The sequence below is a fragment of the Conexibacter woesei DSM 14684 genome, assembly GCF_000025265.1.
In the GTDB taxonomy this organism is placed as follows: Bacteria; Actinomycetota; Thermoleophilia; order Solirubrobacterales; family Solirubrobacteraceae; genus Conexibacter; species Conexibacter woesei.
On sequence record NC_013739.1, the window covers coordinates 1,695,814 to 1,721,056 of the forward strand.

17 protein-coding genes are annotated in these 25,243 nt (G+C 70.0%); 13 read left to right on the forward strand and 4 right to left on the reverse strand.

The annotated features are described in order from the left end of the window. Positions 1–15 precede the first annotated feature (15 nt). Positions 16–771 carry a CPBP family intramembrane glutamic endopeptidase gene (locus CWOE_RS08055; protein WP_012933093.1) on the reverse strand — a complete coding sequence of 252 codons (756 nt, stop codon included), beginning with the start codon at positions 769–771 and terminating at the stop codon, positions 16–18. Positions 772–926: 155 nt separating this feature from the next. Here CWOE_RS08055 and CWOE_RS08060 point away from each other — a divergent pair, with 155 nt between their 5' ends. After that, positions 927–2,105, forward strand: coding sequence for a sensor histidine kinase (locus CWOE_RS08060; RefSeq protein WP_012933094.1), 1,179 nt, complete (start codon positions 927–929; stop codon positions 2,103–2,105). Next, positions 2,102–2,791, forward strand: a complete 690-nt coding sequence (locus tag CWOE_RS08065) for a response regulator (RefSeq protein WP_012933095.1) — start codon at positions 2,102–2,104, stop codon at positions 2,789–2,791. The genes CWOE_RS08060 and CWOE_RS08065 overlap by 4 nt, the downstream gene beginning before the upstream one ends. Positions 2,792–2,815: 24 nt before the next feature. Here CWOE_RS08065 and CWOE_RS08070 read toward each other — a convergent pair whose 3' ends face one another. The 3 genes from CWOE_RS08070 to CWOE_RS08080 all read right to left on the reverse strand — a co-directional run bounded on the left by CWOE_RS08070 (position 2,816) and on the right by CWOE_RS08080 (position 9,940). Continuing rightward, entirely contained in the window at positions 2,816–6,385 is a 3,570-nt protein-coding gene (locus CWOE_RS08070; RefSeq protein ID WP_012933096.1) for a methionine synthase, read from the reverse strand. Positions 6,386–6,558: 173 nt separating this feature from the next. Then, positions 6,559–8,712: a glutamine synthetase III family protein gene (locus CWOE_RS08075; RefSeq protein WP_012933097.1), complete on the reverse strand. Its 2,154-nt coding sequence runs from the start codon at positions 8,710–8,712 to the stop codon at positions 6,559–6,561. 616 nt (positions 8,713–9,328) lie between these two features. Beyond that, the gene (locus CWOE_RS08080) at positions 9,329–9,940 is read right to left on the reverse strand and encodes a COG1361 family protein (RefSeq protein WP_148260936.1); all 612 of its coding nucleotides are present in this window, start codon (positions 9,938–9,940) and stop codon (positions 9,329–9,331) included. A 277-nt stretch (positions 9,941–10,217) separates the two neighbouring features. Between CWOE_RS08080 and CWOE_RS08085 the strand changes: the two genes are divergently transcribed. From CWOE_RS08085 to CWOE_RS30420, 11 genes are all read left to right on the forward strand, one after another. Further along, positions 10,218–10,958, forward strand: a complete 741-nt coding sequence (locus CWOE_RS08085; RefSeq protein WP_012933099.1) for an MlaE family ABC transporter permease — start codon at positions 10,218–10,220, stop codon at positions 10,956–10,958. A 31-nt stretch (positions 10,959–10,989) separates the two neighbouring features. Continuing rightward, positions 10,990–12,081, forward strand: coding sequence for an ABC transporter ATP-binding protein (locus CWOE_RS08090; protein ID WP_012933100.1), 1,092 nt, complete (start codon positions 10,990–10,992; stop codon positions 12,079–12,081). A 102-nt stretch (positions 12,082–12,183) separates the two neighbouring features. Next, positions 12,184–13,524: an MlaD family protein gene (locus CWOE_RS08095; RefSeq protein WP_012933101.1), complete on the forward strand. Its 1,341-nt coding sequence runs from the start codon at positions 12,184–12,186 to the stop codon at positions 13,522–13,524. Then, the gene (locus tag CWOE_RS08100) at positions 13,521–15,002 is read left to right on the forward strand and encodes an MlaD family protein (RefSeq protein WP_012933102.1); all 1,482 of its coding nucleotides are present in this window, start codon (positions 13,521–13,523) and stop codon (positions 15,000–15,002) included. The genes CWOE_RS08095 and CWOE_RS08100 overlap by 4 nt, the downstream gene beginning before the upstream one ends. Next, positions 14,999–16,450 carry an MlaD family protein gene (locus tag CWOE_RS08105; protein ID WP_012933103.1) on the forward strand — a complete coding sequence of 484 codons (1,452 nt, stop codon included), beginning with the start codon at positions 14,999–15,001 and terminating at the stop codon, positions 16,448–16,450. Before CWOE_RS08100 ends, CWOE_RS08105 begins: the two co-directional genes overlap by 4 nt. After that, positions 16,447–18,126, forward strand: coding sequence for an MlaD family protein (locus tag CWOE_RS08110; protein ID WP_012933104.1), 1,680 nt, complete (start codon positions 16,447–16,449; stop codon positions 18,124–18,126). The genes CWOE_RS08105 and CWOE_RS08110 overlap by 4 nt, the downstream gene beginning before the upstream one ends. After that, entirely contained in the window at positions 18,123–19,451 is a 1,329-nt protein-coding gene (locus tag CWOE_RS08115) for an MlaD family protein (protein WP_012933105.1), read from the forward strand. The genes CWOE_RS08110 and CWOE_RS08115 overlap by 4 nt, the downstream gene beginning before the upstream one ends. 40 nt (positions 19,452–19,491) lie before the next feature. After that, positions 19,492–20,982 carry an MlaD family protein gene (locus CWOE_RS08120; protein WP_041730260.1) on the forward strand — a complete coding sequence of 497 codons (1,491 nt, stop codon included), beginning with the start codon at positions 19,492–19,494 and terminating at the stop codon, positions 20,980–20,982. A 67-nt stretch (positions 20,983–21,049) separates the two neighbouring features. Next, positions 21,050–23,815, forward strand: a complete 2,766-nt coding sequence (locus tag CWOE_RS08125) for an MMPL family transporter (protein ID WP_012933107.1) — start codon at positions 21,050–21,052, stop codon at positions 23,813–23,815. Continuing rightward, positions 23,812–24,570 carry a redoxin domain-containing protein gene (locus CWOE_RS08130; protein ID WP_012933108.1) on the forward strand — a complete coding sequence of 253 codons (759 nt, stop codon included), beginning with the start codon at positions 23,812–23,814 and terminating at the stop codon, positions 24,568–24,570. Before CWOE_RS08125 ends, CWOE_RS08130 begins: the two co-directional genes overlap by 4 nt. Next, positions 24,567–25,217, forward strand: coding sequence for a phenylalanine--tRNA ligase beta subunit-related protein (locus CWOE_RS30420; protein ID WP_012933109.1), 651 nt, complete (start codon positions 24,567–24,569; stop codon positions 25,215–25,217). Before CWOE_RS08130 ends, CWOE_RS30420 begins: the two co-directional genes overlap by 4 nt. The last annotated feature ends 26 nt before the right edge of the window (positions 25,218–25,243 follow it).

The window sequence follows — 25,243 nt, forward strand, 5'->3', positions numbered from 1 at the left end:
CGCCGAGCCGGCCCGCTATTTGACGACGAGCGCGAGCACGGCGCCGACGATCACGATGCTCTGCGCGGAGTGGATCGCGATGCCCATCAGCGCACTCTCGTAGCGGCGCGACGGCCAGGCGAACAGCAGACCGGCGACGATCGCACTCGGGATCGCCCACGGCATGTGGAGGTGGTAGAGCCCCGTCAGGACGCCGTTGGCGACCCAGTCGCGTCTGCCGAACGCGCCCTGCATCCGCGGCAGCAGCAGGCCGCGGAACATCAGCTCCTCGCCGAGCACGGTGTTGAACAGCGCGAGCAGCGCGACGAGCGCGAACCAGCCCCAGGCGCCCGCGAACAGGCGCTCGGCCGCGTCGGTGCCGAGGAACGCGCCGAGGTCGCGCTCGTCCGGCGCGGGGAAGTCGATCGGCAGCTCCTGCAGCAGCGCGAACGCGAGCGCGAAGGCGAGCGCCCACGCCCACAGGCGCCCGCCGGTCTGCCCGGTCGCCTCGTCGTGCGGCGAGCGCAGCCACAGCGCCTGCCGCACCCGCGACCAGCGCAGCGTCCCCTGCTCGCGGCGGACGAGCAGCACGACGAGCGCGAACTGCCACACCAGGCCCGCGGTCAGGCAGACGATCAGCGCCTTCGCGAGCGGCACCTCGCCGCCGAGCCGGTCCTCCAGCAGCGGCGTCAGCACCCACGCCGCCACGCCCATCGGCACCGCGGCGGCGGCCCACACCGCGAGGATCCGTGCGAGCGACCATTGCGGGATTGCGGCGCGTCCGTCGGACATCCGATCACCTCTCGTCGTGATGGCGCGCCATGCGGCGCCTCGAGGGCGACGACGCTACGGCCGCGCCGCCGCGCCATCGTCCTCATCGCGAGCGATTCCGACGGTCATCCCGCGGGATGACGACAGCGCGCAGGCGCGGCGGTACGGTGGGCGCGATGAGCACCGCCGTCAACGACTCGCGCGTCGCCGGAGCGCGGCGCGCCGACGCCGGGCTCGCGGCGGCCGCCGCGGCGGCAGTGTTCGCCGACGCGCTCGCCGACGGCGGCGAGGGCGGCTGGGGGCTGATGCTGCTCACGTCGGTCGCGATGTGCGCGCCGCTGGCGTGGCGCCGGACCGAGCCCGTCGCCGCGCTCGTCGGCGTGATGCTCGGCGCGCTGCTCCACACCGCGCTCGGCACCGCGGTGCCGGACTCGGCGCTCGCGTTCCTCGTCGCGCTGTTCGCCTGCTACTCGGTCGCCGCGCACGCGCCGCTGACGGGCGCGCTCGCAGGCCTCGCGGTCGCCGTCGCCGGCTCGGCCGCGGTCGTCCGCGTCGCCGACGCCGCGGCGCCGGTCAGCGACTTCCTCGCGCCGGCGCTGTTCTTCCCGCTCGTGTGGGGGCTCGGCCGGGTCGTCCACGGCCGCGTCGTGCAGACGCTCCAGCTGCGGCGCAGCGCGCAGCGGCTGGAGGCCGAGCGCGACGAGCGCGCTCGGGCGGCCGTCGCGGCCGAACGGGCGCGGATCGCACGCGAGCTGCACGACATCGTCGCCCACGGCGTCAGCGTGATGGTCGTCCAGTCGGGTGCCGCGCGGCGGCTGCTGGAGTCCGACCCGGCGACGGCGCGGCGGGCGCTGGAGCACGTCGAGGCGACCGGCCGCGACGCGCTCGCCGAGATGCGGCGGATGCTCGGCGTCCTGCGGCGCGCCGACGACGACCTCGCGCTGACGCCGCAACCGCGCCTGGACCAGCTCGACGTGCTCGTGCGCCGCACGCGCGACGCCGGGCTGCCCGTCGACGTGCGCGTCGAAGGCGACCGCACCGAGCTGACCGCGGGCGTCGACCTCGTCGCCTATCGCGTGGTGCAGGAGGCGCTGACGAACGTGCTCAAGCACGCTCGTGCGACGCGCGCGGTCGTCGAGCTGCGCTACGGCGCGACCGCGCTGGCGCTGGAGATCTCCGACGACGGTAGGCCCGGCGGCACGCCGCCGGCCGCCGCTGCGGGCGATGGTCACGGGCTCGTCGGGATGCGCGAGCGGGTGACGCTCTACGGCGGCCGCGTCGAGGCGGCCGCCGGTGCCGGCGGCGGCTTCCGCGTCAGCGCGCTGCTGCCGTACGACGCGGGCGGGTCCCCGTGACGATTCGCGTCGTCGTCGCCGACGACCACGAGCTGGTGCGGACCGGCTTCAAGCTGATCCTCGAGGCCGAGCCCGACGTCGCGGTCGTGGGGGAGGCGCGCGACGGCGCCGAAGCCGTCGAGCTGGTCGCGCGGGAGCGCCCCGACGTCGTGCTGATGGACATCCGCATGCCGCGGCTCGACGGGATCGAGGCGACCCGCCGGGTCGCCGGCGAGGCTGTCCGTGTGCTCGTGCTGACGACGTTCGACCTCGACGAGTACGTCTACGCGGCGCTGCGCGCCGGCGCCTCCGGCTTCCTGCTGAAGGACACGCCCGCGGAGCAGCTCGTCGCCGGCGTGCGCGTCGTCGCCGCGGGCGACGCGCTGCTGTCGCCCTCGGTCACGCGGCGCGTGATCGAGCAGTTCGCGCGCCCTGCTGGGTCGCTGGTCGGCGCCGGCAGTGTCGGCGCCGCGCGCCCGCCCGCGCTCGACGAGCTGACCGAGCGCGAGCTGGAGGTGCTGGAGCTGATCGCCTGCGGGCTCTCGAACGCGGAGATCGCGGAGCGCCTGGTCGTCGCCCAGACGACGGTCAAGACGCACGTCGCGCGGGTGCTGATGAAGCTCGGGCTGCGCGACCGCGTGCAGGCGGTCGTGCTGGCGTACGAGGCCGGCGTGGTCAGCCCGGGCGCGCCGTTGCCGCCCGGCTGACCGTCCCGCGAGGGGCGCGCTCCGCTAGGAGCGCGCGGCGGCGTCCGGCGCCGCCTCTTCCTCGACCGCGCCGTCGCGCGGGTCGCTCTCCAGCGAACCGGCGTCGAGCAGGCCGGGATCGCGGTCGGAGCCGGCGATGATGTCGTCCGGCGCCTTCTCCTTCGGCAGGAAGCCGCTTCTCATGCCGAAGTAGACGGCCTGCGGGTGATGCGCGACGATCGCGACCGTCGACTGCTCCGGCTCGACCGCGTAGCCGCCGGAGAGGCGCATGCCGATCGACTGCGCGTCGAGCAGGTCGAAGACCTTCTCGTGCTCGGACTGGTCCGGGCACGCGGGATACCCCCACGAGTAGCGGCGGCCCTCGTCGAGGTCGATGCCGAGGTCGGTGCGGACCTTCGCGTGCAGCCACTCGGCCATGCCCTCGGCCGTCTGCACGCCGAGGCCGTGGACGAACAGCTGCTCGGCGAACTCGCCGTCTCTCTCCAGCTGCGCCATCAGCTCGGTCACCTGGTCGCCGGCGGTCACGACCTGCAGCGCGACGACGTCGCGCTCGCCGCTGTCCAGCGGGCGGTAGAGGTCCGCGAGGCAGATGCGGTCGTGCTTGGGCTGGCGCGGGAAGACGAGCCGGTGCAGCTCTCTGTCGGGGTTCTCGGGATCGAAGACGATCACCTCGTTCCCCTCGCTGTTGCAGGGGAAGTAGCCGAGCTTCGCGCGCGGGTGCAGGTAGTCCTGCTCGCGCCACATCCGCTCCAGGCGCGGCTGGAAGTTGTCCCGCAGCAGCTCGGTCCAAGCGTCGCCCTTGACGCCGCGCCCGCCCCAGTGGAGCTTGAAGAGGACGTGCGTATCGAGGTGGTGCCAGACCTCGTCGAGCGGCACGTCGACCTCGCGCACGCCCCACCACGGCGGCGTCGGGACCGGGTTGTCGGTCAGCGCGGCGGAGCGGACGGAGTCGTCGGTGACGGGCGGGCCGTCGTCCACGACGACGACCTTCTCGCGCAGTCTCTTGGCGGCCACGCGCGTCTTCTCGACCAGCGCCGAGCGGGCCTCGTCGTCGACGATCTCGTCCATCTTCGCGAGACCCTCGAACGCGTCCTTGCAGTAGAAGACGCCGGGCTCGTAGACGTCGTCGGACTCTCTGCCGTGCGGGTAGAGGATCCGCAGGCCGAAGTCGCGGTTGATCGCGGCGCCGCCGATCAGGACGGGGTACGGCAGCTCGCGCTGGTGCAGCTCCTGGACGGCGAGCGGCATCTGCTTCGACGTCGAGACGAGCAGTGCGGAGAGGCCGATCGCGTTCGCTCTGTGCTCCTGCGCGGCGTCGAGGATCGTCGAGACCGGCACCTGCTTGCCGAGGTCGACGACCGTGTAGCCGTTGTTCGTCAGGATCGTGTTGACGAGCGACTTGCCGATGTCGTGGACGTCGCCGAAGACGGTCGCGAGCACGACCGTGCCCTTCGTGTAGCCCTCGAGCCGGTCGAGGTAGTTCTCCAGCCGCGCGACGGCCTTCTTCATCACCTCGGCGCTCTGCAGCACGAAGGGGAGGATCAGCTCGCCGGCGCCGAACTTGTCGCCGACCTCCTTCATCGCGGGCAGCAGCACGTCGTTGAGCGTGGGGACCGCGCCGATCTTCTCGACGGAGCGGTCGATCCAGTCCTCGACGCCGTCCTTCTTGCGGCGCAGGATGTGGAAGTGGAGCGCCTCCTCGGGCTCCATCCCGGCGGTCGGGTCGGCCGACTCGTCCTCGGCCGACTCGCCCTTCTCCTCGAAGTGCTCGATGAAGCGCTGGGTCGCGTCGTCGCGGCGGTTGAAGACGAGGTCGTCGGCCAGCTCGCGCTCGTTCCCGGGGATCTCCGAGTAGGGCGTGACGTCCTTCGGGTGCACCATCGCGAGGTCGAGGCCGGCCTCGACGCAGTGGTGCAGGAAGACGGAGTTGAGGACCTCGCGCGCCGCTCTGCCGAAGCCGAACGAGACGTTCGAGACGCCGAGCGAAGTCAGCACGCCGGGAAGCTCGGCCTTGATCAGGCGGATGCCCTCGATCGTCTCGACCGCGGACGTCTTGAACTCGTCTGAGCCGGTCGCGAGCGTGAACGTGAGCGCGTCGAAGATCAGCAGCTCCGGCGCCATGCCGTGCTCGTCGCAGACATAGCCGTGGATGCGCTTGGCGACGTCGAGCTTGCGCTGCGCCGTCTTCGCCATCGACTCCTCGTCGATCGTCAGCGCGATCAGCGCGGCGCCGTGCTGGAGGCAGATCGGGACGACGCGGTCGAGCTTGTCGCGGCCGGCCTCGAGGTTGACGGAGTTGACGATCGCGCGGCCGGGGATCTGCTCCAGCGCCGCCTCCATAACCTCCGGCTCGGTCGAGTCGACCTGGATCGGGGCGGGAAGCGAGAGCGAGACGCGCTTGGCCAGCGTGCGCATCTGGACGTCTTCGTCCTGGCGCTCGGTCAGCGCGACGCAGAGGTCGAGCACGTGGGCGCCGAGCTCGACCTGGTTCTCGGCGATCTGCAGCAGGCCGTCGTAGTCGTCGGCGAGCAGCAGCTCCTTCGCCTTGCGCGAGCCCTGCGAGTTGACGCGCTCGCCGACGATCGTCGGGCGCGGCTCCTGCGCCAGCGGCGTCGCGGCGATCATCGAGGAGACGTGCGGAATGGGCGCGGCCGGCCGGGGCGCGACGGGGTGGCCCTTGACAGAGTCGGCGATCGCTCTGATGTGCGCCGCCGTCGTGCCGCAGCAGCCGCCGACGATCGAGACGCCGTAGCGCTCGACGAATTCGGTCAGCGACGCCGCCAGCGGCTCGGGCTTCTCGGGGAAGATCGTCTCGCCGTCGGGGCCCTGCAGCGGCAGGCCCGCGTTCGGGATGCAATGAACGGGGACGGGCGAGAACTCGCCGAGGAAGCGGATCGCGTCGCGCATGTCCTCGGGGCCGGTCGAGCAGTTGAGGCCGAGCGCGTCGACGTCGAGCGCGGTCAGCGTCGTCAGGACCGCGGAGATGTCGGTGCCGAGCAGCATCTTGCCGCCGTTGGGCAGCAGCGACACCGAGACCTGGATCGGGATCTTCCGGCCGGTCGTCTTGAACGCCTCGCGCGCGCCGAAGACCGACGCCTTCACCTCGAGGATGTCCTGCGCCGTCTCGATCATCAGGAGGTCGGCGCCGCCCTCGATCAGGCCCTGCGCCTGCTCGGCGAAGACCTCGACGAGCGCGCGGAACGAGATGTTGCCGAGCGTCGGGTCGTCGGACGCGGGGAGGAAGCCGGTCGGGCCGATCGAGCCGGCGACGTAGCGGTGCTCGCCGGCGGCCTTGCGCGCGATCTCCGCGCCTCTGCGGTTGATCTCCAGCGTGTGCTCGCCGAGGCCCCACTCCTCGAGCTTCAGTCTCGACGCCTGGAACGTGTCGGTCTCGACGACGTCCGCGCCGGCGTCGAGCATCGTCGTGTGGACGCCCTCGATCACGTCGGGGCGGTGGAGGATCAGCGCCTCGTGGCACTTGCCCTGGAGTCCGCCATAGTCCTTCTCGGTCAGCTCGAACTGCTCGAGCGTGGCGCCCATGCCCCCGTCGAAGACGACGACACGGCTGCGGATGGCATCGAGGTAGTCGCGCATCCGTCGATCCTACCAGCGATGCGGCCAACCTTGACACGCTCGTGCCAAGGTTGCGCCGGCGCCCGCGCTTCGGTGTCTCGCGCGAGAAGAAGAGCGGCCCCGGCGCTCCGCGGGGAGGAGCGCCGGGGCCGCAGGACGCTCGCGCGGGGCGCGAGCACCGATCGGGGCGAGCCCTACTTGATGAAGAGGATCTCGCTGTACTTGGCGAGCGGCCAGAGGTCGTCGGCGACGATCTTCTCCAACTTGTCGGCGATCTCGCGGACGTCGTTCATCGCGGGGATGACGCGGTCGCGGAGGAATATCGCCCACGCGGCGGGCGGCTCGTCCTCCTGGTTCTCCTTCAGGTTGACCGCCTCCAGCGCCTTGATCTTCGCGACGAACTCGTCGACGAGCGCCTCGGTCTCGCTCACCAGCTCGGCGACGCCCGCGCTTCTGAGCAGCGCGAGGTGACGCACGGCGGCGGGCAGCAGGAGCGTGCGCGCCATCGTCGCGGCAGTCTCCGCCTCGATGTTCAGCTTCACTGCGTACTGCTCGGTGAAGACCTCGTAGCGCGACTCCAACTCGCGCTCGGAGAGGACGTTGTAGGCCTCGAAGACCTTGACCGTCTCCTCCTTGACGAAGTACGGCAGCGCGTCCGGCGTCGTGCGGAGGTTGAGCAGCCCGCGCTGCTCGGCCTCGTCGTGCCACTCGTCCGAATAGCCGTCGCCGTCGAAGACGATCCGCTTGTGGGCGCTCCAGCTCTCCTGGAGCACCGGGCGCAGCGCCTCCTCGAGCGTCGCACCGCCCTCGATCGCCTTGCCGAGCTTGGCGGCGAGGTCGTCGATCGCCTCGGCGGCGATCGTGTTGAGGACCGTGTTCGCTATCGCGACCGACTGCGTCGAGCCGACGGCGCGGAACTCGAACTTGTTGCCGGTGAAGGCGAACGGGCTCGTGCGGTTGCGGTCGCCGCCGTGGAGCGGCAGCGGCGGCAGCACGTCGGTGCCGAGGCCGAGCAGCGAGCCCGGCTTCGGCTCGCCCGCGACGCCCTTCTCGATCGCCTCGTAGACCGAGGCCAGCTCCTCGCCGAGGAAGATCGAGATGATCGCCGGGGGCGCCTCGTTGGCGCCGAGGCGGTGGTCCTGTCCCGGGCCGGCGACGGTCGCGCGCAGCAGCCCCTGGTGCTTGTCGACGGCCTGGATGACCGCCGTGCAGAAGAACAGGAACGAGAGGTTGTGGTTGGGCGTGTCGCCCGGCTCGAGCAGGTTGTCGCCCGAGTCCGTGCCCATCGACCAGTTGTTGTGCTTGCCGGAGCCGTTGACGCCGGCGAACGGCTTCTCGTGCAGGAGGCAGACGAGGCCGTACTTGCGCGCGGTGTTCTGCAGCACCTGCATCGTGATCTGCTGGTGGTCGGAGCCGACGTTCGAGTTCTCGAACATCGGGGCGATCTCGTACTGCGCCGGTGCGACCTCGTTGTGGCGCGTCTTGATCGGCACGCCGAGCTTCGCCAGCTCGCGCTCGACGTCGAGCATGTACGCGAGCACGCGCTCGGGGATCGAGCCGAAGTAGTGGTCGTCGAGCTCGTGGCCCTTCGGTGGCTGCGCGCCGTAGAGCGTGCGGCCCGTGGTCAGCAGGTCGGGACGCGCGAAGTAGTACTGCTCGTCGATCAGGAAGTACTCCTGCTCGGGGCCGACCGTCGTGAAGACGCGCTCGGTCTGCTCGTCGCCGAGCAGTCTCAGCGCGCGCACGGCGGCGTCGGAGAGCGCGCCCATCGAGCGCAGCAGCGGGATCTTGTAGTCGAGCGCCTCGCCGGTCCAGGACGTGAACGCGGTCGGGATGCAGAGCAGCGCGCCGTTGGGGTTCTCGAGGATGAACGCCGGGCTGGTCGGGTCCCAGGCCGTGTAGCCGCGGGCCTCGAACGTCGCGCGGATGCCGCCGGTCGGGAACGACGACGCGTCGGGCTCGCCCTGGATCAGCTCCTTGCCGGAGAAGTCGGCGATCGCCGTGCCGTCGCCGACGGGGTTGTAGAAGGAGTCGTGCTTCTCGGCGGTCGAGCCGGTGAGCGGCTGGAACCAGTGCGCGTAGTGGGTCGCGCCGCGCTCGAGCGCCCATTCCTTCATCGCGAGCGCGACCGAGTCGGCGAGCGAGCTGTCGAGCGCCTCGCCGCGCTCGAGCGTCAGCTGGAGCTGCTTGTAGACCGCCTTGGGCAGCCGCTGGCGCTGCTCAGCAGGGGTGAAGACGTTGGTGCCGAAGATCTGGTTGTCGGGAAGCGTCAGATCCGGCGTACCGAGCGTTGCGCCGTTCGGCGACCACTGGGCGGCGGTGACGTTCTCTTGACGGAGTCTGGGCATAGACGGGTGTTGTTCCTTTCCATCGTCCGTGCCGGGACACTCCGGCTCGGCGCCGCTGATCGGGACGGCGAGGGACGGTGGCTCGTGATTTCCGTGCGCAGCGAGCGTACGAAGTCTCTGCGGAATCGACACTATCCGCATGTCTAAAGGGACGCGTGTCGCATTCGCCCCCCGATACGCCGCACGGCGGCCCGGGTCGCGGGCGCACCAGTTCCTCGCGCGGGAATATAAGGGCCAGGAATTCCCGCCGCAACAGTCACACCGTGTTGCGGAGCTGTGGGGTGGCGCGGGCGTGACGCGTACGAGAGGTGTCAGGTCGTGGCGAAACCGCTGCCACGATCTTTCTCCAGATGGCTAAAGATCATGCGCACGGCCTGCCGCAGACTGCCGCTTTACCGTCAACGCGGCGGGCTCAGGGGCGACCTCAGACCGCGCGTCTGTCCATCTGGACAACACGAGCACACAGGTGTTCACACTCGGCTCCGGCGTCGTAATGACGGGCGACACCGGTCCGTGCAACGCGAGGGCCCGTGGCGCGAGAGCGCTGCGGGCCCTTGTGTTTGGCGCGGTCTGCTGCGGCGGCACGCCGCACGGCGCGTCGTGCGGCTCGCTGCGCTCAGCGGGCCGGTTCGCGGACGATCGTGCCGTCCGCGGCGATCCGCGCCTGGCGCGGCTTGCGGCTGATGTCGACGGTGAATCTGCCCGCGGCCGGCTTGCCGTCCGCCTGCTCGACCTTCGCCTCGCCGCCGAGGCCGCCGGCGAGGCGGTACGTCACGTCGTATCTGCCCGGCACGACCGCGGCGACTCTCCAGCTGAACGTCTGCTCGTCGCCCGGTTCGAGCGGCCCGAGCGCCCAGGTGTTCGCGTAAGCGGTGTCGCCGCTCAGCGGCCCGTCGTCGACGACCCAGACCGGGCGCGAGCGGGAGGAGACACCGGGCTGGTCGGTGAGCATCCCGAACGCGACCGTCTCCGTTCCCTCGCCCGCCGCTTCGATCGTCGCGGCCAGGTTCGGGATCGTGCGGTCGTCGACGTTCTTGACGACGATCCGCATCTCGGTCTCCTCGGCGAGCTGCTGTCTGGCCGGGAACTCGGCGCCGACGACAGAGACTCTGTACGTCGCGTCCTTCTCGTTCGCGTCCTGGCGTTCGCCGCCGCAACCGGCGACGACGAGCGCAGCGGCTGCGAGAGCCGCCGTTCCGCCTCGCAGGATCACGTCTCTCCCAGGCACAGCGGCGCGAACATACCACGGCGTCACCTCGTCGCTCGCCGGTTCGAACCGGCGCAGAGCGCGGTTCCCAGGCATATATAGAAGCGCGTGTCTCTTGTAGCGGAGACGCGACGGTTCTCGTTTGGCATGCGTCCCAGCCGTGCCATACGCTTTGCCTACGAAGGCGCTTTCCGGCGCTTTTCGAGGAGTTACTAGGGAGGACGAGAGAGAGATGGTGCGAACGGTCGCCGACCGAGCGTTGCTTCCCACGAGGAACGCCCTCGAGGAGATCGGCGACATGATGATCCTGACGGGGAAGACGCTGGTCTCCTCCGTCCGGCCGCCCTATCCATACGGGGGCGAATTCGTCTCGCAGTTTCTGTTCGCCCTGAAGCTGTGCTGGTTTCCCCTGCTCGTCTCCACCGTCGCGTTCGGTTACGGGGCGCCGGGGCTCCAGGCGGCCAACTTCCTCGTCCTGTTCGGCGCGCTCGACCGGCTCGGCGGCTTCTTCGTGCTCGCCTCGATCCGCGAGTTCGCGCCGTTCGTCACCGCGATCGTTCTCGCCGGCGTCGCCGGCACCGCGATCACGGCCGACCTCGGCGCGCGCAAGATCCGCGAGGAGCTCGACGCGCTGCAGGTGCTCGGCGTCGACCCGGTCAAGAACCTCGTCGTCCCGCGCTTCCTCGCGCTGATGCTCGTGACCGGCCTGTTCGACGTCTATGCGCTCCTCTTCGGCGTCTTCGGCGGCGTGATCGCGACGCTCGTCAACGGCGCGCCACTCGGCCCGTTCTTCGCCACGTTCCTGACCAACGCCTCGACGACCGACCTGTGGGGATCCCTGCTCAAGACGACGCTGTTCGGCGCGATCATCGCGATCGTCTGCTGTTACAAGGGCATGACCGCCTCGGGCGGTGCCGAGGGCGTTGGCCGCGCCGTCAACCAGGCGGTCGTCATAGCGTTCATGGGCATCTTCGCGTTCAACTACGTCTTCACGCAGACGCTGCTCGCGACCCATCCCGAGATCAACCTGATCCGCTGATGGCTGCCCCGCTTCAAGACTGGAGGGTGATGTGAGTCGCTCGGACTCCGACAAGGACCGGCTCGACGACGAGCACCGCGACGACGTCGCGCAGGGGCGTGACGAGCGTCAGCCCGCCTATGACGAGCCGGCGTACGACGAGCCCGCCTTCGAGGACGAGATCGCCTACGACGAGCGCGAGACGCTCGGCGAGATCGACCATGAGAGCGGGGAGATCGAGGTCTACTCTCAGGCTGAGGTAGAGCCTGAGGAACGGGCCGAGTCGCGCGTCTCCGTCGTCTCGGAGCCGGCGCGTGGTCCCGCCGCGTCCGCGGAGGACGACGACGAGTTCCGCTGGCACACCGAGGCTCGCCACGCCGTCGAGGGCGTCGAGGACGCCGTCGAGTTCGTCGACGTGCACAAGGCGTTCGGTCGCAATCAGGTGCTGCGCGGCCTCAACCTCGGCATCCCCGAGGGCAGAATCTCGATGATCCTCGGGCCGTCGGGCACGGGCAAGTCGGTCTGCATCAAGCACATGGTCGGCCTGCTCTACCCGGATCAGGGCGACATCCTCGTCCACGGCGAGTCGGTGCCGAACATGGTCGACGACGACCTCTTCGAGATGCGCAAGAAGTTCGGCGTCCTGTTCCAGGACGGCGCGCTGTTCGGGTCGATGAACCTGTACGACAACGTCGCCTTCCCGCTTCGGCAGCACACCGAGAAGGGCGAGGACGAGATAGCGGAGATCGTCAACCGGCGCCTGCGCGAGGTCGGCCTCGGCGACGCCAACGAGAAGATGCCGAACGAGCTGTCGGGCGGCATGCGCAAGCGCGCGGGGTTCGCTCGCGCGCTGGTGCTCGACCCGGAGATCGTGCTGTTCGACGAGCCCGACTCGGGGCTCGACCCGGTCCGCACGGCGCTCCTCTGCGAGCTGATCAAAGAGGTGCACGCCGAGAACGGCGGCGCTTACGTCGTCATCACGCACGACATCGCCAGCGCCCGGCGCGTGGCGGAGTTCATCGCCGTACTGTGGCGCGGACGGATCGTCGAATCCGGTCCCGCGACCGACCTGTTCGCATCCGAGAACGCCTTCGTTCGCCAATTCCTGAGCGGTGAGTCCAAGGGCCCGCTCGGGATGGGATAGCGCTCTCGCACCGAAAACTGTCTCTCGACCTGAGCTCTTAGAGTTGTCTGAACCGACGCCACAGTCGCCGCACATCACCTGCTCCTGCCGGAAGGCGGTCGCATGACCGTCGCACGCGGTGCGGCGCTCGCTGCGTTGCTGCTGGTGGTCGCGGTCGTGGCGATCGTGCTGCTCAGCGGCGGCGGCGGCGAGCAGTATCGGCTCGTCTTCCAGACCGCGGGGCAGCTCGTGAGAGGCAACGACGTCCAGATCGGCGGTCGTCGCGTCGGCAGCGTCGAGAGCATCGAGCTGACCGACAACAACCTCGCCGAGGTCAAGATCAGCGTCAAGGAGCCGTACGCGCCGCTGCACGAGGGCACGACCGCGACGATCCGGCTGTCGTCGCTGTCCAGCGTCGCGAACCGCTACATCGAGCTCTCGCCGGGCCCGAACAACGCGCCGAAGCTGGCCGCCAACTCGCTCCTCGGCGTCGAGAGAACGACCTCGGTCGTCGACATCGACCAGCTCTTCAACACGTTCGACGAGAGAACGCGCAGAGGGCTCCAGGACCTGATCCAGGGCTCGGCGACCCAGTACGCCGGCAGAACGAGAGAGATCGGCGAGGCGTCGAAGTACTTCAGCCCCTTCCTCTCCTCGACGAACAACCTCGTGCGCGAGCTGTCGAGCGACACGGCGACGCTGGAGCAGGCGCTCGTCAGCACGTCGAGAGTGATGTCGTCGGTCGCCGAGCGCCGCGACGAGCTGTCGGCGCTGATCGGCAGCCTCAACACGATGATGGGCGCGATCGCGACCGAGAACTCCGGTCTCGCCGAGGCGCTCGACGAGCTGCCGGGCACGCTGCGCGAGGCCAACGTCACATTCGTGGACCTGCGTTCGACGCTCGACGACCTCGACCCGCTCGTCAACGCATCGAAGCCGGCGACGAAGAACCTCGCGAGATTCTTCGCTGAGTTCCGTCCACTGGTCGACGAGGCGACGCCGACGTTCACCGACCTGAGCGAGTTCGTCAACACCGCGGGCCCGAACAACGACATAACGGACATCGTCCGCCAGCTGCCGAAGCTGCAGCAGGTCGGCTCGCCGTCGTTCAAGCACTCGGTCGACGCGATGCGCCAAGGCCAGCCGGTCGTCGACTTCTTCCGTCCGTACACGCCTGATCTGGTCGGCTGGCTGCGCAGCTTCGGCCAGGCGACGGCGAACTACGACGCGAACGGCCACTACGCCCGCGCGCTGCCGATCTTCGGCGCCTTCCAGTACGCGCAGAACGCCGACGGCTCCCAGGTGCTGAACCCGGTCTCGCCGTCGCAGCGCCTGGAGGGCATCAGAGGCGACGACAGACGCCGCTGCCCCGGCGCCGCGAGCCAGGCGCGCCCGGACGGCTCCAACCCCTACGTCGCCCCCGGCGGCGACTGCGATCCCGCCGACACCCCCACCGGCCCATGAAGCGGATCCTCGCCATCGGACTGATCGTGGTCGCGGCCCTCGCCGTCGTGGTCTTCGGCACGGGTGCAGCGTCTGACGACAGCTCCTACAAGGTGCGCGCGATCTTCGACAACGCCGGCTTCCTCGTCTCCGGCGAGGACGTGAAGGCCTCCGGCGTCGTGATCGGATCGATCGACTCGCTCGAGGTGACGCCGGACAAGAAGGCCGCGGTGATCCTCAACATCACCGATCCGGCGTTCAAGAACTTCAAGCAGGACGCGAGATGCGCCGTGCGGCTGCAGTCGCTGCTCGGCGAGAAGTACGTCTCCTGCATACCGACCCAGCCGAAGAACCCGGGTGACAGACCGTCGCCGCCGCTCAGAAAGATCGAGGACGGGGCGGGCGAGGGCCAGTACCTGCTGCCGGTGTCGCACACCTCCTCGCCGGTCGACCTCGACATGCTCAACAACGTGATGCGGCTGCCCGAGCGGCAGCGCTTCTCGCTGATCCTGAACGAGTTCGGCACCGGTCTCGCGGGGAGCGGCGACGAGCTGAGAGCCGTCATCCGCCGCGCCAACCCCGCGCTCGACGAGTTCGACAAGGTCCTCAGAATCCTCGCGGACCAGAACAGAGTCCTCGCGAAGCTGGCCGAGGACGGCGACGTCGCCGTCGGGCCGCTCGCACGCGAGGCCGACGCGATCAGCAACTTCATCGACAAGGCCGGCAAGACCGCCGAGGCGACCGCCGAGCGCGGCGACGACCTCGAACGCAACTTCGCGCTGTTCCCGGAGTTCCTGCGCCAGCTCAACCCGACGATGGCGCAGCTGGAGAACTTCTCCAAGTCCGCCACGCCGGTCTTCACCGACCTGCGGGCCGCCGCACCGTCGATCAACAAGATCTTCGAGCAGCTCGGCCCGTTTAGCAGAGCCGCGCTGCCGACGCTGCGCACCTTCGGCGACGCCGCCGAGATCAGCAGAAGAGCCCTGATCGCCGCCAGACCCGTCATCCAGGACATCGACCAGCTCGCCAGAGCCACCGGCCCCCTCGCCAGAAACCTCGCGGTCGGCCTCAGCGACCTGGAGAGACAGCGCGGCATAGACCGGTTCATGCGGACGGTGTACGGCTTCACCGGCGCGCTGAACGGCTTCGACAGCATCGGGCACTATCTGCGGACGCACGTCATCTTCGAGGGCCAGTGCCTCAGATACTTCACTGTGACGAGCGGTTGCGACTCCAACTTCCGGGTCAGACAGATCGGCGAGGAAGACGCAACAGCGAGCGCGGCCACTTCGGACGCTCCCGCTCCGGAGAACAAGCGGTCCTCCGACGACATGCGCCTGCCGCAGATCACGCTGCCGGCCGCCAAGCCCGACGAGTCGAGCTCGTCCTCCACCACCGCTGACGAGGCGGTCGCCGGGCAGGACACGACAGCCAACTCGCAAGAGGACCCACGCGCCGGCGTCCTCGGCTACCTGCTCGGAAGCGAGTCCGTGCGATGAACCGCCGCAGCACATCCGTGGCGGCGAACCCGGTGCTGATCGGCGCGGCGACGGTGCTCGTCGTGATCGTCGCGGTCTTCCTCGCATACAACGCGAACAACGGCCTGCCGTTCGTGCCGACTTACCAGATCTACGCGCAGGTGCCGGACTCGGCGAACCTCGTGACCGGCAACGAAGTCCGGATCGGCGGCGACCGCGTCGGCATCATCTCGGCGATCGACCCGGTCGTTCATGACAACGGCAGAGTCACGGCGAGACTGACGCTGAAGCTCGACACGAACGTCAAGCCGCTGCCGACGGACTCGACGTTCATCGTGCGCCCGCGTTCGGCGGTCGGCCTCAAGTACCTCGAGGTCACGCGCGGCAGATCGAGAGAAGGGCTCGACGAAGGTGCCACCACCTCGCTCGCGCAGGCTACGCCGAGACCCGTCGAGATCGACGAGTTCTTCAACATGTTCGACGAGAAGACGCGCAAGGCGAACCAGGCGAACCTGAAGATCTTCGGGGACGCGCTCGCCGGTCGCGGCATCGACCTCAACGAGGCGATCGTCGAGCTCGACCCGCTGACGAGAAACCTGATCCCCGTCATGCGGAACCTGAATGACCCGCGCACGGGCTTCGGCGAGTTCTTCGGCGCGCTCCAGCGCACGGCGTCGATCGTCGCGCCGGTCGCCGAGCAGCAGGGGCAGCTGTTCCGGAACCTGTCGACGACGTTCGACGCATTCGCGGCGATCTCGCGCCCGTACCTGCAGGAGTCGATCAGCGGCGGGCCGCCGGCGATGGAGGCGGCGATCTCGGCGTTCCCGTTCCAGCGCAAGTTCCTCGCCAACTCCGCCGGCTTCTTCCGCGAGCTGCAGCCGGGCGCGCAGGCGCTGCGCACCTCGGCGCCGCTGCTCGCAGAGGCGTTCACGGTCGGCACGAGAACGATCACGCGCGCCTCGGCGCTGAACGAGCGGCTCGCGCGCCAGATGAGATCGCTGCAGGCGTTCGCCGAGGACCCGCAGGTGCCGCTCGGCATCAAGGGCCTGAACAACACGGTCGACGTGCTCTCGCCGACGATCGCGAACCTGTCCGCGATCCAGACGCAGTGCAATTACATCGGGCTGTTCCTGAACAACCAGGCGAGCGTGCTGTCGGACTACGACAACAGCACGCCCTCGCAGGGTTCGTGGGCACGCCTGCTCGCGATAGGTGGCCCGATCGGCCCGAACAGCGAAGGCGGTCCTGCCTCAGCGCCCGCCGACGGCAGACCCACGTACGCAGACGTCCCGGTCAACAACCTGCACACGAACGTCTATCCGAAGACCGGAGCACCGGGCCAGAACGGCGTCTGCATGGCCGGCAACGAGGAGTACGAGGTGGGCAGAACGGTCATCGGAAACCCGCCTGGTTCGCCGATGAGAACGGCGGATACACCAAGACTCCTGTTCGACGATTGGCAGCCGTGAGCCCTCCGAAGAAGAGAGACAGCCGCGCTGTGCCGCCCACCAAGCGCAAGCATTGGAGCCGCTTCCGCGTCGGCCTGATCGCGATCGTCGTGCTGATCATCCCGGTCTACCTGGCGTTCACGAAGGACATTCCGTTCACCAGCGGCTACCGCGTGACGGCGGTGTTCGAGTCGGCCAACAACCTGCGCGCCGGCTCGCCCGTGCGCATCGCGGGCGTGAACGTCGGCAGAGTCAAGTCGGTCGCCCGCTACAAGGACACCAACCTGTCGCAGGTCGAGATGGAGATCAGCGAGGACGGCCTGCCGATCCACGAGGACGCGACGCTCAAGATCCGCCCGCGCATCTTCCTCGAGGGCAACTTCTTCGTCGACCTCAGACCCGGCACGCCCGGCTCGCCCGACGTGCCCGACGGCGGCACGATCGGCGTCACGCAGACGTCGACCCCCGTCCAGCTCGACCAGCTGCTGACCGCACTCCAGTCGGACTCGCGCGAGGACCTTCAGCACGTGCTCGAGGAGTACGGCGCGGCGCTCAACTCGAAGCCGACCCCGGAGCAGGACGCCGAGCTGCCCGAGTCCGTGCGCGGCCTCACCGGCGCACAGGGCCTCAACAACGCGGCGGCGCCCGGGGCGAGAGCGCTGCGGAACGCGACGATCGTCAACGACGCGATCCGCGGCGAGAAGCCGGGCGACCTCGCCAAGACGATCGCCAGCGTCGCACGGTTGTCGAGAACGCTCGAAAGCCGCGAGGGACAGTTGCAGGACCTGATCGTGAACTTCAACCTCACCGCCAGCGCCTTCGCCAACCAGAGCGGCGCGCTGAGCGAGACGATCCGCCTGCTCGGGCCGACGCTCGCGACCGCGAGAAGCGCGCTGCGCAGCGTCGACGCCGCGCTGCCGTCGACGCGCGCATGGGCGCGCGAGATCCTGCCCGGCGTGCGCGAGACGGCGGCGACCGTCAACGCGTCCTTCCCGTGGATAGAGCAGACGCGCGCGCTGCTCGGCCCGGACGAGCTGCAAGGGCTGATGGCTGAGCTGACCCCCGCCACGAAGGACCTCGCGAGACTCACGAACGCGTCGATCAGACTGCTGCCGGAGATCGACGACTTCTCGCAGTGCTTCGCGAAGGTCATTCTCCCGACGGGCAACGTCGGCCTCGAGGACGGCGCGCTCACGAACCGCCGCTCGGACGGCAGCATCGTCGAGAGCTACAAGGAGTTCTGGTACGGCCTCGTCGGCCTGACGAGCGCCGGGCAGGGCTTCGACGGCAACGGCGCCTACCTCCGAGCCACCGCGGCTGGAGGCCAGTGGAACGTCGCTCCCGGGATCTCGCGGTATGCCGCGGGTGGAACCGTCGAGAAGACGCTGACGGGGCTCGCGACGCAGAGACCGCTCGGCACGCGGCCGCTCTATTCGGCGAGATCCCCTGCGATCAAGACCGACGTGCCGTGCCGGAGCAACCCGGTTCCGGACCTCAACGGCCCGCAGGCCGGCCCAGGTGCGGCACCGAGAAGCATCCAGGTGCCGACGCCGCCGCCGGTCGAGAGAAGAGTGGAGACGCCCACGACCCCGCCCGCCAGAACGGCCGCATCAGACGACACCTCGGCCAGAACGGCGTCGGTCGGCTCTGAGCTGCTCTCGCGCCTCAGCCCGCTCGCGAACGGGGGCGGCAGATGAAGACCGCGATCCGCAAGCACCTTCGCGACTTCATCGCGATCCTCGCGCTGGTTGTGGTGGCCGCGATAGTCGGTGGCTACATCCTCGCCCACCAGCGCATCTACTTCCCGTCCTGGGTGCCGATCGTCGGCAAAGAGGAGTTCATCCTCAAGGGCGAGTTCTCGACCGCGCAGTCGGTGACGCCAGGGCAGGGGCAGACGGTCGACATCGCCGGCGTCCAGGTCGGTGAGATCTCGAACGTCGAGCTGAAGAACGGCCGGGCGATCGTGACGATGCGCGTCGACCCGAGATACGCGCAGATCTACCCCGACGCGACGATGCTGCTGCGTCCGAAGACCGGTCTCAAGGACATGGTCGTCGAGCTCGATCCCGGCAACAGATCGAGCGGCAGACGCCTGGACAGCGGGGACACGCTGCCGGTCTCGAACACCGCGCCCGACGTCAACCTCGACGAGATCCTCGCCGTGCTCGACAAGGACACGCGCACCTACCTTCAGCTGCTGCTCAACGGCGCGGCCGTCGGCCTGACCGGCAACGGCCAAGAGCTTGCGCAGGTCTTCCGTCGCTTCGACCCGCTCGCGCGGGACGCGAAGAGAGCGACCGAGCTGCTCGTCGAGCGTCGCGGGCACATCAGACGCGCGATCACCAACTTCGGCAAGTTCACGCAGGCGCTGGCCAGAAACGACGCGCAGCTCCGCACCTTCGTCGACAGCTCGCAGGCCGTCTTCAGACGCTTCGCGAACCAGGGCAGCAACCTGGAGCAGGCGCTCGCCGAGTTCCCGTCGACGCTCCAGCAGACGCAGTCCGCGCTCGCCGCGACGAGACAGTTCGCCGACCAGGCCGGTCCCGCGCTCGAATCGCTGCGCCCGTTCGCGCGTGCGCTCGGTCCGGCGCTGAGAGCGACTCGCCCGTTCCTCGTCGAGACGACGCCGATCATCCGTGACCAGCTGCGCCCGTTCACGGTCGCTGCGACGCCGGTGATCAAGGAGCTGCGTCCCGCCGCACGACAGCTCGCCGACGCGACGCCGGACCTGATCAGCGGCTTCAACACCTTCAACAGATTCTTCAACGCGCTCGCGTACAACCCGCCCGGCAGAGACGAGGGCTACCTCTTCTACCTGACGTGGCTCGGGCACATCGCGAACTCGGCGCTGTCTACGCAGGACGCGATGGGCTCGATGCTGCGTTCCTCGCTCTACATCAACTGCGGCAACCTCAGCGCAGTCAGAGGCGTGAAGGGCAGCGACCAGCCAGAAGCGGCCGCGTTGACGCTCGCGGCCCAGCTGTCCGGCCTTCCCGACAACTCGTCGTTCTGTAGAGGCTGAGATGCAGAAGCAAGCTCCGACACTCGGTCGCATCCTCGTCATGGCGGGCTTCGCCCTGTCGTGCTTCGGGCTGCTGCTGTACCTCTGGATCTCGTTCGGCGGCTCGGTGCCGCTGAAGCCGAAGGGCTACCAGTTCCACGCGTACTTCCCGGAGGCGGCGCAGCTGGCACAGCAGGCGGACGTACGCATCTCCGGGGTGCCGGTCGGCAAGGTCGTGAAGCTGGAGCTCGGTCCCGACGACACGACCGACGCGACGATCCAGCTCGACGAGCGCTACTCGCCGATCCCGAGAGACGCACGCGCGATCCTGCGCCAGAAGACGCTGCTCGGCGAGACCTACGTCGAGCTGACTCCCGGCAACAAGTCCGCCGGCCTGCTCAGAGAGGGCGGCGCACTGCCGGCCTCGCAGGTGCAGAGAACGGTCGAGCTGGACGAGATCTTCCGCTCGCTCGACGAGCGGACGCGGCGCGACTTCCAGGTCTGGATGCAGTCGAGCGCGGAGGCGCTGAGAGGCCGCGGCCAGGACTTCAACGACACGCTCGGCAACCTCGCGCCGTTCGCGACCGGGACGAACGAGCTGCTGACGATCCTCAACCGGCAGGAGCCGATGGTCCAGGGCTTCTTCCGCAACACCGGGATCGTCTTCGACGCGCTGAGCGAGCGCGGCAACGACCTGTCGTCGCTGATCACGAACTCGAACACCGTCTTCGGCACGATCGGCGACCGCAACGAAGCGCTCCAGGCGTTCTTCAAGGCGCTCCCGACGTTCGAGCGCGAGTCGCAGCTGACGGTCGAGCGGCTTGACAGATTCGCGCACAACACCGATCCGCTCGTGACGCAGCTGCGGCCCGTCGCGCGCCAGCTCAGCCCGACGCTGCAGTCGCTCGAGAGACTGGCGCCTCCGTTCCGCGACTTCTTCGTCGACCTCGGTCCGCTGATCACCGCGTCGTACAGAGGGCTGCCCGCGTTCTCGCGGTTCCTCGACGACCTGCGGCCGGCGCTCGGCCAGCTCGATCCGTTCACGCGGACGTTCAACCCGGTGCTGAGATTCCTCGCCAGCTATCTGCCCGAGATCGATTCGCTCTTCGGCAACTTCACGGCAGCGACGAACACGCAGACGATCGAGGGACCGGGGTATCTGCGTGGTCTCGCGCCGTTCTCGCCGGAAGGGTTGACGACGTACCCGAAGCGGCTCGCGTACAACCGCCCGAACGCGTACCGGGCGCCGGGCACCGGCGAAGAGCTGCTGCGCGGGTTGTCCTCGTTCGAGACACGCCAATGCGCGAACGGTCTGCGGCCGGTCCCGAACCTCCCGCCGAACCTTGCGGCGATCATCGGCGGGATCTCGCCGAGCGCCGCGGACTTCATCTCGTTGCTCGCCTTCCGGGTCGCGAGAGATCCCATCACAGGCGCGATCACGAGCGGCAGCTACACCGACGTCCCGGCGCCGCCGTGCCGCGCGCAGGGCAGATTCCCCGGCTTCGCCGGCGACTTCCCGCGTGTGGTCGCCGATCCGCCCTCGCAGCCGTGATGGGTGGGCGTCCGTATCGGTTGGCGCGCGCTGCGAGGGCGCGCGTTAGCCTCGTCTGACCGTGCGGATGCGGAACGGTCTCGAGCGCATCGCCCGGGCCGCAGCGGCGCGTCCGGTCGTCGTGCTGCTCGCGGTCGTGGCGCTGGCGTGCGGTGGGGGCGCGCTTGCGCTCGGGCTCCAGCCGAGCGCCGACACCGACACGCTTGCGAGCCGATCCTCGGACGCCGGCGGCGCAACCGCGGCATTCCACAGAGACTTCGGCGACGACGCGATCCTCGTGTTGATCAGAGAGCGCGTCGCCGACCTTGTCCTCACCGCCGATCTCGGCCGCACGATCCAGCTCGAAGGCTGTCTCGGTGGGAACGTGCCGGCCGACGCGAGACCGTACGGCGGCGACAGCAGCCCGTGCGCCGAGCTGGCGAAGCTGAAGCCGGCGCGCGTCGTCTACGGCCCCGGAACGTTCCTCAACGAGGCGACGCGCTCGGTCGCCGACGCGTTCATGCAGGAGCTGACGTCCGCGCAGGAGCGAAGCAGAGCGGCCAGCGCCGCCGCGATCCGGGCGGCGAAGCGGCAGGGCAAGAGCGCGGCAGAGCAGCAGCGGGCAGGGGAGGCGGCCAGCAGAGTCGCCGCGCAACAGGCGTCTGCCGCGCTCCTGAGACTCGCGGTCGACACCGGTATCAAAGGCCTGCCGCAGATCGACAACAGAGCGTTCATCTCGCAGATCGTCTTCGATCCGGCCCGCGGCGCCGACGTGCCGAAGTCCCGCTTCGCCTACCTGTTCCCGAGCGCCGACTCCGCGCTGATCCAGGTCCGCCTGCGCGACGACCTGACGCCGCAGGAGCGCCGGCGGGCGATCTCGCTGGTCCGCGAGGCGGTCGCGATGAGAATGTTCAGATCCGCGCGCGGCGGGACGTACACCGTCTCAGGCGTGCCGGTCGTCGTCGAAGATCTGGCCGACTCGCTCACAAGCGAGATCGCGCTGCTGCTCGTCGCCGCCGTCGCCGCGATGGCGCTCGTGCTGCTGCTCGTCTTCCGCGCGCGACTGCGACTGTTGCCGCTCGCGATCGCGCTCGCGGCGACCGGCCTCACCTTCGGCGCGATGCGCCTCGCCGGCGTCGAGCTGACGATGGCGTCGATCGCCGTCCTGCCGGTGCTGATCGGCCTCGCGGTCGACTACGCGATCCAGTTCCAGTCGCGCGTCGAGGAGGAGCGGGAGGCCGGTGCGGAAGGCGCGGAGGCCGTCGGCCGCGCGGCGCGCGCCGGCGCGCCAACGATCGCCACCGCCGGCCTCGCGACCGCCACCGGCTTCCTCGTCCTGCTGTTCTCGCCCGTGCCGATGGTGCGCGGCTTCGGCGTCCTGCTCGTCGTCGGCATCGCGCTCGCGTTCGCCTGCGCGCTGACCGCCGGCTCGGCGGCGCTTGCACTCGGGACGCGCGGGCGGGGCGGGGCGGGCGCGGGCGGCCCGGGCGGGGCGGACGCGAGCGGCGAGCGCGGCCGGGCGGCGGGCCGCGTCGCTCGCGCGCTGGCCGCAGCCGCTGCTGTGCCTGCGCGCGCCCTTCGCTCATCGGCGGCCGGCGCCCGCGACATCCTCGCCTCAGCCGGCCGTGCGATCGTGAGCGTCGCGCCGCTGCGCGCGCTCGGCCGCGGCGCTGCACGCGTCGCCTCGCCGCGCGCCGTGCTCGGCGCCTCGCTGCGCCGCCCCGGGCGGATCCTCGCCGTCGCGTTCACGCTGGCAGCGGTCGGGTGGGCGGTCGAGACCCAGACCGACGTCGTCTCCGACGTGACGAAGCTCGTGCCGGCCGACATGCCGGCGCTCGCCGATCTGACGACCCTGCAGGACGCGACGAGATCGTCGGGCGAGATCGACGTCGTCGTGCGCGGCGACGACGTCGCGAGACCCGAGGTCGTCGCGTGGATGACCGACTACCAGGCGCGCGTCCTGAGACGGCTCGGCTACGACGCGAGAGACGGCTGCGCGGACGCGAGAATCTGTCCCGCCTTCTCGCTGCCGGATCTCTTCTCCGGCACCAGAACCGACAGCAAGGAAGCGATCGACGGGTTGCTCGACGCGGTCCCGCCGTACTTCGCCTCCGCGGTGCTGACCAGCGACCGCGACGCCGCCACGCTCGCGTTCGGCATCCGGCTGATGCCGCTCGACGAGCAGCAGCAGGTCGTCGACATCCTGCGCGACGAGCTGAACCCGCCGAAGGGCGTCCGCGCGGAGCTGGCGGGCCTGCCGGTCGTGACCGCGCAGGCGAACGCCGAGCTGTCGTCCGCGGGGCGCCGCCTGCTGCTCCTGCTGACCGGCCTCGTCGCCGTCGCGGCGGTGCTCTTCGCCGTCTACCGCAGAGCGGATCGGGCGTTCGTGCCGCTCGTGCCGATCGCACTCGCGACCGGCTGGTCGGCGCTCGTCCTGTTCCTCACGCGCGTCCCCCTCAACCCGATGTCGGCGACGCTCGGCGCGCTCGTGATCGCGATCTCGACCGAGTTCAGCGTGCTGCTGTCCGAACGCTTCCGCCAGGAACGCGCTGACGGCCATGACGTCGCGACCGCGCTCGCGCGCACGTACCGCTCGACCGGCCGCGCGGTGCTCGCGTCGGGCGTGACCGCGATCGCCGGCTTCGGCGTCCTCGCGCTCTCGGACATCCGCATGCTGCGAGACTTCGGCATCGTGACCGTCGTCGATCTCGTGGTGTCGCTCATCGGCGTGCTCGTCGTCCTGCCGTCCGTGCTGGTGCTCGCGGAACGGGGCGTCTTCGCGCGCCTCGCGCAGCGCCTCCCGCTTCGCCGGCGGGGACGGCGGGCGCCGCGTCCCGACGTGCCCGCCGCGTGAGCGAGCCCGGCAAGCGCGACGCGCCCCCGCCGCCGCCGGGTTCGGCACCACCCGCGGCGCCGCCGGCGCCCCCGGCGCCGCCACGCTCGGCGCGGCCGCCCGGCGCCAGCAGATACGGCTGGGCCGTCGGCGTGATCGCGATCATCCTGATCGCGTACATCTCGCTCAACACGTTGCGCACGGAAGGCCCCGGCTCGACCGGGATCGAGCCGGGCAGAAGACTCCCGCCGTTCGCCGCGCCGCTGGTGACGAGCGACCTCGACGGTGACGCCAACGTCGCCTCCCGCTCCGGGCAGGATGAGGCCGGCAAGATCCCGGCATGCGACGTCGACGACCCGCGAGCGCTCAACAGCTGCACGCTCGCGAGCGCGGGTCCGGTCGTCCTCGCCTTCCTGACTGCCGGCTCGGACAAGTGCACGCGCGAGCTGGATGCGATCGAGACGGTCTCGCGCGACTTCCCGCAGGTCGGTTTCGCGGCAGTCGGGATCAAGGGCAAGAAGTCGGAGTTTCGGGACCTCGTCAGAGCGCATCGCTGGACGTTCCCGGTCGCGCAGGACCGTGACGGAGCGGTCTCGAACGTCTACGGTGTGGCGGTCTGCCCGACGGTGGTGTTCGCCTACAGAGGCGGTGAAGTGATGGAGACAGCGCTTGGCGGAGAAGCCGCGACGGCGAGCGCGCTGGCCGCGAAGGTCCGGAGACTGGAGCGAGGACCGGGTGCGGCGGGCGAGAGCGGGAGCGGAAAGGAGACTGGGTGAGCGAACCCGAGACGCGTGCGGCGTGGGTCTCCGAGCGGCTGCGTGACGAGTTCCCGCGGCTCGGCCTCGTGTCACTGACGGTGAGCGTGGACGGGCGGCTCGGTCGCAGCCCGCGCGGTGTCAGAGAGCATCTTGCGCGCTTGGCCGATCGCTTCTACGGCGCGGACGCGCTGGTGCTGCGCCAGCGTCCCGTACCGCATGCGTACCGCGTCTTCTTCCGCCACATCGGGCTCGACCCGGACGTGACGCGGGTGCCGGCCGAAGCGGCGGCGGTGGAACGGCTGATGCGCGGCGGGCTGCCGTCGCGCGGGCTGCTCGACGACGCACTCACGATCGCCGTGATGGAGACCGGCGTGCCGGTGAGAGCGCTCGACGCTGCCGTCGTGGAGGGAGCGCTCGGGTTGCGTCTGACGGGCCAGCGCGAGTCGCTGGGGGCCGGGGAGGAGGCGACGCCGCTGCCGCAGGGCCGGATCGTCGTCGCGGACGAGCGCGCGCCGCTCGCGCTGCTGTTCGGCGAGCAGGCGCCGCGGGCGACGGTCGGGCGGGAGACGCGGCGGGTGCTCCTGTACGCCGTGACCGTCGACGGCGTGCCGGCGATCCACGTCGAGGAGGCGCTGTGGATGGCCGCGGAGACGCTGCAGTCCTGACCGGCCTCGCCGACCGGCCTCGCGCC

Excerpts from the sequence above, each read along its gene's own strand:
- CWOE_RS08070 (WP_012933096.1), bottom strand. The coding sequence starts at position 6,385 with ATGCGCGACTACCTCGATGCCATCCGCAGCCGTGTCGTCGTCTTCGAC.
- CWOE_RS08120 (WP_041730260.1), top strand. The coding sequence starts at position 19,492 with ATGGCGGGCTTCGCCCTGTCGTGCTTCGGGCTGCTGCTGTACCTCTGG.
- CWOE_RS08095 (WP_012933101.1), top strand. The coding sequence starts at position 12,184 with ATGACCGTCGCACGCGGTGCGGCGCTCGCTGCGTTGCTGCTGGTGGTC.
- CWOE_RS08060 (WP_012933094.1), top strand. The coding sequence starts at position 927 with ATGAGCACCGCCGTCAACGACTCGCGCGTCGCCGGAGCGCGGCGCGCC.
- CWOE_RS08100 (WP_012933102.1), top strand. The coding sequence starts at position 13,521 with ATGAAGCGGATCCTCGCCATCGGACTGATCGTGGTCGCGGCCCTCGCC.
- CWOE_RS08075 (WP_012933097.1), bottom strand. The coding sequence starts at position 8,712 with ATGCCCAGACTCCGTCAAGAGAACGTCACCGCCGCCCAGTGGTCGCCG.
- CWOE_RS08085 (WP_012933099.1), top strand. The coding sequence starts at position 10,218 with ATGATGATCCTGACGGGGAAGACGCTGGTCTCCTCCGTCCGGCCGCCC.
- CWOE_RS08125 (WP_012933107.1), top strand. The coding sequence starts at position 21,050 with ATGCGGAACGGTCTCGAGCGCATCGCCCGGGCCGCAGCGGCGCGTCCG.
- CWOE_RS08115 (WP_012933105.1), top strand. The coding sequence starts at position 18,123 with ATGAAGACCGCGATCCGCAAGCACCTTCGCGACTTCATCGCGATCCTC.
- CWOE_RS08105 (WP_012933103.1), top strand. The coding sequence starts at position 14,999 with ATGAACCGCCGCAGCACATCCGTGGCGGCGAACCCGGTGCTGATCGGC.
- CWOE_RS08055 (WP_012933093.1), bottom strand. The coding sequence starts at position 771 with ATGTCCGACGGACGCGCCGCAATCCCGCAATGGTCGCTCGCACGGATC.